The organism is Mesorhizobium sp. M2A.F.Ca.ET.042.01.1.1, from assembly GCF_003997405.1.
In the GTDB taxonomy this organism is placed as follows: domain Bacteria; phylum Pseudomonadota; class Alphaproteobacteria; order Rhizobiales; family Rhizobiaceae; genus Mesorhizobium.
The window spans coordinates 1-7,858 of sequence record NZ_RZRX01000275.1; the positions used below are offsets into that span (position 1 = coordinate 1).

Genomic DNA, 7,858 nt, shown 5'->3' on the forward strand with positions numbered 1-7,858 from the left:
CCCAGGGCATTGAGCGCCATTTCGTCACGCTGCATGTCGGCGCCGGCACCTTCCTGCCGGTGAAGGCCGACGACACGGCCGGCCACAAGATGCATGCGGAGACCGGCTCGGTAAGTGCCGAGACGGCGGCGGCGCTCAACGCGGCCAGGGCGTGGGGAGGGCGGATCATCTGCGTCGGCACGACATCGCTGCGGCTTTTGGAGAGCGCGGCTCGCGCGGACGGCAGGATAGAGCCCTGGTCCGGACCGACTGACATCTTCATCACGCCCGGCTATCGCTTCCGCACAGCCGACATGCTGATGACCAATTTCCATCTGCCGCGCTCGACGCTGTTCATGCTGGTCTCGGCCTTCAGCGGGCTGGAGACGATGCGCTCGGCCTATGCGCATGCCATCGAGAACCGCTACAGGTTCTACTCCTATGGCGACGCCAGCCTGCTTTACCGAGCGGAGACGAGCGATGGACGATGATCTCGACGGCATGGACCGCGACAGGCTGCTCGCGGAAGTGAGAAAGCTGCGCGCCGGCATCCGCGCGCATCGCGACACGACCGGGCATGATCTGTGCTGGCACCATCCCGACCTCTGGGACCTTTTGCCAGAAAAGACCGAGCCGTCGATCGCCGTGCCGCCATGGCCGAAATTCATGCGCGGCTGCATCCGCTACCGGCAGTCGCTCGACGAGCAGGCGCCCGACGCGCCGGTGCACGACAAGGAATTCAATGGCTGAGACTTTTTCCTTCAAGGTGCTTGCCAGCGACGGCAGGGCCAGGCGCGGTCTTGTCTCGATGCCGCGCGGCGAAATCCGCACGCCGGCCTTCATGCCGGTCGGCACCGGCGGCACCGTCAAGGCTATGTATATGGACCAGGTGCGCGGCGTCGGCGCCGACATCATTTTGGGCAACACCTATCATCTGATGCTGCGGCCCGGCGCCGAGCGCGTCGCCCGGCTTGGCGGCCTGCACGAGTTTGCGCGCTGGCCGCATCCGATCCTGACCGACAGCGGCGGCTTCCAGGTCATGTCGCTGTCGAAGCTCCGTAAACTGACCGAACAGGGCGTCACCTTCCGCTCGCATATCGACGGCGCGCCTTACGAAATGTCGCCGGAGCGGTCGATCGAGATCCAGGGACTGCTCGATTCCGACATCCAGATGCAGCTTGACGAGTGCACGGCACTTCCGGCCAAGCCCAAGGAGATCGAGCGCGCCATGGAATTGTCGCTGCGCTGGGCCGAGCGATGCAAGGCGGCATTCGGCGACCAGCCGGGCAAGGCGATGTTCGGCATCGTCCAGGGCGGCGACAGCGCGCCGATGCGCGTGCGTTCGGCGCAGGCGCTGAAGGCGATGGACCTCAAAGGCTATGCCGTCGGCGGGCTGGCTGTCGGCGAGCCTCAGCAAGTGATGCTGGAGATGCTCGACATCACCTGCCCGGAGCTGCCGGCCGACAGACCACGCTACCTGATGGGCGTCGGCACGCCCGACGATATATTGAAATCGGTGGCGCGCGGCATCGACATGTTCGACTGCGTGATGCCGACGCGCGCCGGCCGCCATGGCCTCGCCTATACGCGCCGCGGCAAGGTCAATCTCAGGAATGCCCGCCACGCCGACGATCCGCGGCCGCTCGACGAGGAAAGCGATTGCCCGGCGGCGCGCGACTATTCGCGCGCCTATCTGCATCACCTGGTGCGCTCGCAGGAAGCGCTCGGCGCCATGCTGCTGACCTGGAACAACCTGTCCTATTATCAGAAGCTGATGCAGGACATCCGGGCAGCCATCGAGGCGCAGGCTTTTGAAGCGCGCGCCGCCGAGATCGCCGAAGGCTGGGCGAGGGGCGATATTCCTGCCCGCTAAGACACCGTTTGGAAATTCTACTCCGGCGGCCATCTGGCGGCGTTTTCTGCGCTTCCGCAGCGCCGCGCGTCCTCTTGGACGCGCAAAGGACGCTGCGGCAATTTTACTTGGCGCATGATCCTTTCCGAAAATCGATTTCGATTTTCGGGGTCATGCGCACGCTCGCGGAGCTGAATGTCCGCTGCGCTCCGGAAACCACCACCATATGACTCGCCGGAGCGAATTTCGAAACGGTCTCTAAGTGGCCGCGGCCTCTGCTTGAGCATGTGCGAACTATTTTGAAACGACTGCGAATATACAGATTGCCGGGATGATTTCAGGCGAAGGCGCAGACCTTGCTCGTCTCGGGACAAGCCTCGGTGTTGGGCGAGGCACCAAACCAACCGTGCTAGCACCTCCCGCGAGCCTGCAGCCGCCGTCCAACAATGGACTGGAGCGGTATTGCTGGCCGTCGCGGTCATCGGGGTGGCCGGCCTCGTCCTGCGGGTGCTCGGCGCGCGTGGCGACCTCTGGGTCGACGAGATCTGGAACCTGGCGCTGCTTGAGCCGCTCACCTCGATCGACCAGATATTCTGGCGCATAAATCACGACAACAATCATTTCCTCAATTCGATCTACCTCTACCTGGTCGGCGCCGATGCTACGCCACTGCTTCAGCGCGGGCTGTCGATAGCGCTTGGCGTCGGCGCAGTCTTTGCCGCGGCGGCGGCTGCTCGAGGCCGGTGGGCCGCTGTCGTCACAAGCCGGCTGTTCGCCATCAGCTATCCGATGGTTCACTACGGCTCGGAAGCGAGAGGCTATGCCGGCCTGGTCTTGTTCTCGCTTCTTGCCGTTTTGTTCCTCGAGCGCCGGCTCGACGGAAAGGGTTCGGGCATCGCATTCGCAGCGGTCGTCCTCCTCGGCTTTCTGTCGCATCTCATCATGGTGGAAACCGTTGCTGTCCTTGTAGCCTGGACCGCCTGGCTCATCTGGCGCCGCACAGGCAGCTTCGAGCGGGTCAATGTGGATCTCGGCCAGATTTTCGCGCCGGCCTTCCTGGCTGTGCTGCCGCTAGCCGCCTGCATGCTCATTGGCAAGCTGCTGTTTGGCTTCAGGATCGGTGGTGCCTTGCCATTCTGGCGGAATGATCCGCTGTCTGTTTGGCGTGCCGGATTGGATCGGCGACTGGCCCTGCATCGCTGCCGCCTGCGAGCTCGTCTGCGTCAGTGCCGCCATATGGCGCGACCGGCGGGCCAGCCTTTATGTCATCGCGATCGTCGGACTGCCCATCGTCATGGCAACGGCACGATTGCCCAATGCCGAATTCCAGCGTTACTTCCTCGTCCCCGCAACATTGATGCTGCTGTGGGCGGGGGAGCTGCTTGGGCGCGGTTTCGCCGCGGGTGGCAAGTACCGTCTGTGCGCGGCGGTCACGACAGTGGCAATCCTCGCAGGCACGACGACGCTTCTGATGCCATTCTACGAATATGGGCGGGGGTCCTACGCAGCGATGGTCGACAGAATGACGCGTGACGGCGCGGCGAATTACGCCACCAACCAGAAATTCCGGACCGTGATGACCGTCGATTAGTTTGCCAAACGCCTTGGGCGCCAGGCATCGTTTGTCTCCGTAGACGAAATATGCGACGAGCGTCCGGCCTGGCTGATCCTCGAGAGGCCTATCGACCGGCAGCCGCAATATGTCGAGGCCGTGCTGGTCGGCCGACGAGCGTGTCGACGCCTCGACGAGCAGGGGTCTTTCGGGCCTGGCCTGGACATTGTATCAGCGCCGGGATTGAGAGGAGCTCCGGCAAAATTCCGGCCGTCGCGCGCCCTTCCGGAATTGCTCAGGTGCTGACCGAGGCCGAGGCGCGCAGGCTGCAGCCGGTGATCTTGAAACTGCCGTCCGCCTGCTGCTGCAGCGTATAGACCGCCTCGTAATCCTTGCCGTCCGGCCCGACGATCAGCACCTGCTGGACGATCGAGCCGGGCCCGGTCTGCTCGGCCCTGCCGAAGGAATAGGATTGGGGCTTTCGCACCGGCGCATAGCCGTTGGTCACCATGTTCATGAAGGTGTCGAGGTCGGAAAGATCTGCTTCACATTGGGCGCGGCGAAACTATACGCGGTGGCGCCGTCATTGGCGATGAAGGCCTTCAGCTGGCTGTCGATGACCGTCTGCGCAGCTTTGACCTCCGCATCGCCGGCAAAGGCAAACGAGGTCATCAGCATTGGAACAAGAGCTAACGCGAACAATGCGCGGCGCATGGGCTGCCTCCCGGTAAATCGCCTGGCGAACGCAATCTAACATACGCATTGCGGCATGGCGTGGTTTCACCGAGCTGCGAAGATTTCGCCATTTCAGCGCCGGGAGGCGGGATCAGCCACTCTTTGAGCTGCGCGGCGCGTGAAGCTTGAAAGCCGGGCGGCAGTCTGCCACAAGGGCCGCTTATTCACGATGCAGGCGGCAGGACCGGGCAATGAAGGCATTTTTCGTGCAGATTAAATGCGATCTGGGCAAGGCTTATGAGGTCGCCAGCGCGCTTGCCGATGCCGAGATCGCCTCCGAGATCTACTCGACCGCCGGCAATTACGACCTGCTCGCCAAATTCTACGTCGACGACGAGGAAGACGTCGGTCACTTCGTTAACGAGCGGGTACAGATCCTGCCCGGAATCAAGGACACCTTCACCATCGTGACCTTCCGGGCGTTTTGACCGGTCGGGCGATGCTCCGTCGGCAAGCAGGGGCTGACCCGACCTTGCCGCCTGTGCCTTAAATTTAGGCAATTTGCATAGAGTGGCCGTCACGGCTTTCTAAATCATCGATTGCGCTTGATTTTCTCCGGCTAGGCCAGTGAAATGGTCTCAGAGGGGAGTACGCGATTGGCAGCGTTTGACGAAATGCTTCCGGAAGTTTCCGGATTGAGAAGACCTTATGAGGCTTACGATCGCTGGCTGAAGGAGCAGGACCCGGCCAGGCTTACCCAGAAAATGCAGGACGCCGAGCGCGTCTTCCGCAAGACCGGTATCACCTTTGCCGTCTATGGCGAGCAGGAAGCTTCCGAGCGGCTGATCCCTTTCGACATCGTGCCGCGCATCCTCTCCGGCCACGAATGGCGCCGGCTGACGCAAGGCATCGAGCAGCGTGTGCAGGCGCTGAACGCCTTTCTCGACGACATCTATCACCGCCAGGAGATTCTGCGGGCCGGTCGCGTGCCGAGGGATCTCGTCGCCAGGAACGAGGCCTTCCTGCCCGAGATGATCGGGGTGAAGCCGCCTGCCGGTGTCTACACCCATATCATCGGTGTCGACATCGTGCGCATATCCGAGAACGAGTTCTACGTGCTGGAGGACAATGCCCGCACGCCGTCGGGCGTCTCCTATATGCTGGAGAACCGCGAGACGATGATGCAGCTCTTTCCGGAGCTGTTCCAGAAGATCAAGGTGCGGCCGGTCGAGAACTATCCGCAGCTGCTGCGCCAGTCGCTGGCAGCGGTCAAACCGCAAAGCGCCAAGGGCGCGCCGACCATCGCGGTGCTGACGCCGGGCTCCTACAACTCGGCCTATTTCGAGCATGCCTTCCTCGCCGACCAGATGGGCGTGCAACTGGTGGAGGGGCAGGATCTGCGGGTCGTTGACGGCCATGTCGCGATGCGCACGACCGAGGGCTACAAGCAGATCGATGTACTCTATCGGCGCGTCGACGACGCATTCCTCGATCCGCTGACTTTCCGCCCGGACTCCGCGCTCGGCGTGCCGGGCATCATGGATGTCTACCGCGCCGGCAACATCACCATCGCCAACGCGCCCGGCACCGGCATCGCCGACGACAAGGCGATTTATTCCTACATGCCGGAGATCGTCGAGTTCTACACCGGCCGCAAGGCCATTCTCGGCAACATCCCGACCTGGCGCTGCTCGGAGCCGGACAGCCTCAAATATGTGCTCGAGCACATCAGCGAGCTGGTGATCAAGGAAGTGCACGGCTCCGGCGGCTACGGCATGCTGGTCGGCCCGGCCGCGACCAAGAAGGAATGCCAGGAGTTCGCCAAGAAGCTGCAGGCGAAGCCCTCGAACTACATCGCCCAGCCGACGCTGGCGCTGTCGACCTGTCCGATCCTGACCGAAAAGGGCCTGTCGCCGCGCCATGTCGATCTTCGGCCTTACGTGCTGGTCTCGGACCGAATCCAGATCGTGCCGGGTGGGCTAACGCGTGTTGCCCTCAAAGAGGGTTCTCTGGTGGTCAATTCCTCACAAGGCGGCGGCACCAAGGATACGTGGGTACTCGACGACTAGAGCGGTGAATGGTGAATGGTAAAATGGTGAATGGTCGGATGCCTGGTTACGAGAGGATGGCAATGACGAAGTGTTGCTGGGTACTACTCACTATTCACCATTCACTATTCACCATTCACTAGGCAAATCCACATGCTTCTCGGCCGCACCGCAAACGGTCTCTACTGGATGAACCGCTATATAGAGCGGGCCGAAAACATGGCGCGCCTCGTCGATGCCGGCCTGCGTATGGCGCTAACACGCACGCAGAACGCCTCGGAGGAATGGAATTCGGTGCTGCTCAGCGCCGGCTCCGACTATGCGTTCTCGCAGAAATACCAGGACTATACCGCCGCCAACGTCTCCGACTTCCTGCTGCGCGACACCTCGAACCCGTCGAGCACGATGTCGTCGATCGAGACGGCACGCAACAATGCCCGCATGGTGCGAACGGCGCTGACGCGCGAGACCTGGGAAAGCATCAACGAAGCGTGGATGTCGCTGAAGCGCATGCTGGCGAGGCCGATCGACGAGCGCGACCTGCCGACGGTGCTCGATGCCATCAAGCGCGAGACGGCGCTGATCCGCGGCTCGTTCTACGGCACGATGCTGCGCAACGAAATCTTCGATTTCTCGCAGCTCGGCACCTATGTCGAACGCGCCGACAACACGGCGCGCATCCTCGACGTGAAGTATTATGTGCTGTTGCCTTCGCTGTCCTGGGTCGGCTCGACGCTGGACAATTACCAGTGGGAGTCAATCCTGCGCTCGGTGTCGGCGCACCGCTCCTATCGCTGGGTTTATGAGGCCGACTACAAGCCGACGAATATTGCTGACTATCTGATCCTCAATGTGCGCATGCCGCGCTCGCTGACCTTCTGCTATCGCTTCCTCGGCGAGCACCTGAAATTCCTCGCCGACGACTATGGCGAGCGCCATGCCTGCCACGCCACGGCCGAGAAGATTCAGGCGCTGCTCAGACGAGGCTCGATCAAGGACATATTCGATCACGGCCTGCACGAGTTCCTGGCCGAGTTCATTCGCGACAACACCAGGCTGGGCGACGAGATCGCCCAGGATTACCGGTTCCATTGAGCGGGGCTGAGGGCGGGCGTCATGCGGCTCAAGATCACCCATCGCACCGAGTACCGCTACGATGCGCCGGTGCAATATCTGCTGCAGCGGCTGCGCCTGCTGCCCCTGAGCGGGCGTACGCAGACCGTCGGCTCCTGGGTGATCAAGGTCGAAGGCGCACGCGAGGAGGTGCGCTTTACCGATCATTTCGGTAACGACACGCGGCTGGTGAGCGCTGAGAGCGGCCACACCGCCATCGTCGTCGAGGCGCAGGGAGAGGTGACGACGCATGACACGGCGGGCGTGACGGGCCCGCATCAAGGCTACGCGCCGCTCTGGCTGTTCGCGCAGCAGACGCCGCTCACCGCCGCCGGCGACGGTATTCGTGAACTGGCCGGCAAGGTCGGGCAGGGGACGGAAATCGAGCGGCTCCACGCGCTGATGGGCGCGATCCGCGAACGCGTCGCCTACGAGCCAGGCGCGACCAGCGTCGTGACGCCGGCCGAAGAGGCCCTGGCGCTCAAATCCGGCGTCTGCCAGGACCACAGCCATATCTTCATCGCCGCGGCCGTCGCGCTTGGCTTTCCGGCCCGCTATATCAGCGGCTATCTGATGATGGATGCCGCCGTCGAGCAGGCCGCCAGCCATGCCTGGGCCGAGGCCTATGTCGTGGGGCTG

8 protein-coding genes and 1 pseudogene are annotated in these 7,858 nt (G+C 62.8%); 8 read left to right on the forward strand and 1 reads right to left on the reverse strand.

The genetic code is table 11. The annotated features are described in order from the left end of the window. The 4 genes from EOA23_RS28915 to EOA23_RS28930 all read left to right on the forward strand — a co-directional run. Positions 1-470 (forward strand): S-adenosylmethionine:tRNA ribosyltransferase-isomerase (locus EOA23_RS28915; protein WP_189341741.1); only part of this gene is annotated, 470 nt, incomplete at its 5' end. Further along, on the forward strand, positions 460-729 hold the full coding sequence (locus EOA23_RS28920; protein WP_127306658.1) for a hypothetical protein: 270 nt from the start codon (positions 460-462) through the stop codon (positions 727-729). The genes EOA23_RS28915 and EOA23_RS28920, both read left to right, overlap by 11 nt. Further along, positions 722-1,852 carry a tRNA guanosine(34) transglycosylase Tgt gene (gene tgt, locus EOA23_RS28925; RefSeq protein ID WP_127306659.1) on the forward strand — a complete coding sequence of 377 codons (1,131 nt, stop codon included), beginning with the start codon at positions 722-724 and terminating at the stop codon, positions 1,850-1,852. The genes EOA23_RS28920 and tgt overlap by 8 nt, the downstream gene beginning before the upstream one ends. Before the next feature lie 441 nt (positions 1,853-2,293). Further along, positions 2,294-3,364, forward strand: a complete 1,071-nt coding sequence (locus EOA23_RS28930; protein ID WP_127306660.1) for a hypothetical protein — start codon at positions 2,294-2,296, stop codon at positions 3,362-3,364. Positions 3,365-3,678: 314 nt separating this feature from the next. Here EOA23_RS28930 and EOA23_RS28935 read toward each other — a convergent pair. Continuing rightward, positions 3,679-4,097: pseudogene (locus EOA23_RS28935) on the reverse strand (DUF4864 domain-containing protein). Between the two features lie 212 nt (positions 4,098-4,309). Between EOA23_RS28935 and EOA23_RS28940 the strand changes: the two are divergent. The 4 genes from EOA23_RS28940 to EOA23_RS28955 all read left to right on the forward strand — a co-directional run. Beyond that, complete coding sequence (locus EOA23_RS28940; RefSeq protein WP_027166286.1) at positions 4,310-4,546, forward strand: Lrp/AsnC family transcriptional regulator; 237 nt, start codon at positions 4,310-4,312, stop codon at positions 4,544-4,546. A gap of 168 nt (positions 4,547-4,714) precedes the next feature. Continuing rightward, positions 4,715-6,127 carry a circularly permuted type 2 ATP-grasp protein gene (locus EOA23_RS28945; protein WP_189341742.1) on the forward strand — a complete coding sequence of 471 codons (1,413 nt, stop codon included), beginning with the start codon at positions 4,715-4,717 and terminating at the stop codon, positions 6,125-6,127. A 132-nt stretch (positions 6,128-6,259) separates the two neighbouring features. Further along, positions 6,260-7,201, forward strand: a complete 942-nt coding sequence (locus EOA23_RS28950; protein WP_126060701.1) for an alpha-E domain-containing protein — start codon at positions 6,260-6,262, stop codon at positions 7,199-7,201. A gap of 21 nt (positions 7,202-7,222) precedes the next feature. Beyond that, a partial coding sequence (locus EOA23_RS28955) for a transglutaminase family protein (RefSeq protein ID WP_145966507.1) occupies positions 7,223-7,858 on the forward strand: 636 nt, incomplete at its 3' end.

Bases quoted from the DNA above. Each gene is read 5' to 3' on its own strand.
- EOA23_RS28920 (WP_127306658.1), top strand. From the start codon at position 460: ATGGACGATGATCTCGACGGCATGGACCGCGACAGGCTGCTCGCGGAA.
- tgt (WP_127306659.1), top strand. From the start codon at position 722: ATGGCTGAGACTTTTTCCTTCAAGGTGCTTGCCAGCGACGGCAGGGCC.
- EOA23_RS28940 (WP_027166286.1), top strand. From the start codon at position 4,310: ATGAAGGCATTTTTCGTGCAGATTAAATGCGATCTGGGCAAGGCTTAT.
- EOA23_RS28950 (WP_126060701.1), top strand. From the start codon at position 6,260: ATGCTTCTCGGCCGCACCGCAAACGGTCTCTACTGGATGAACCGCTAT.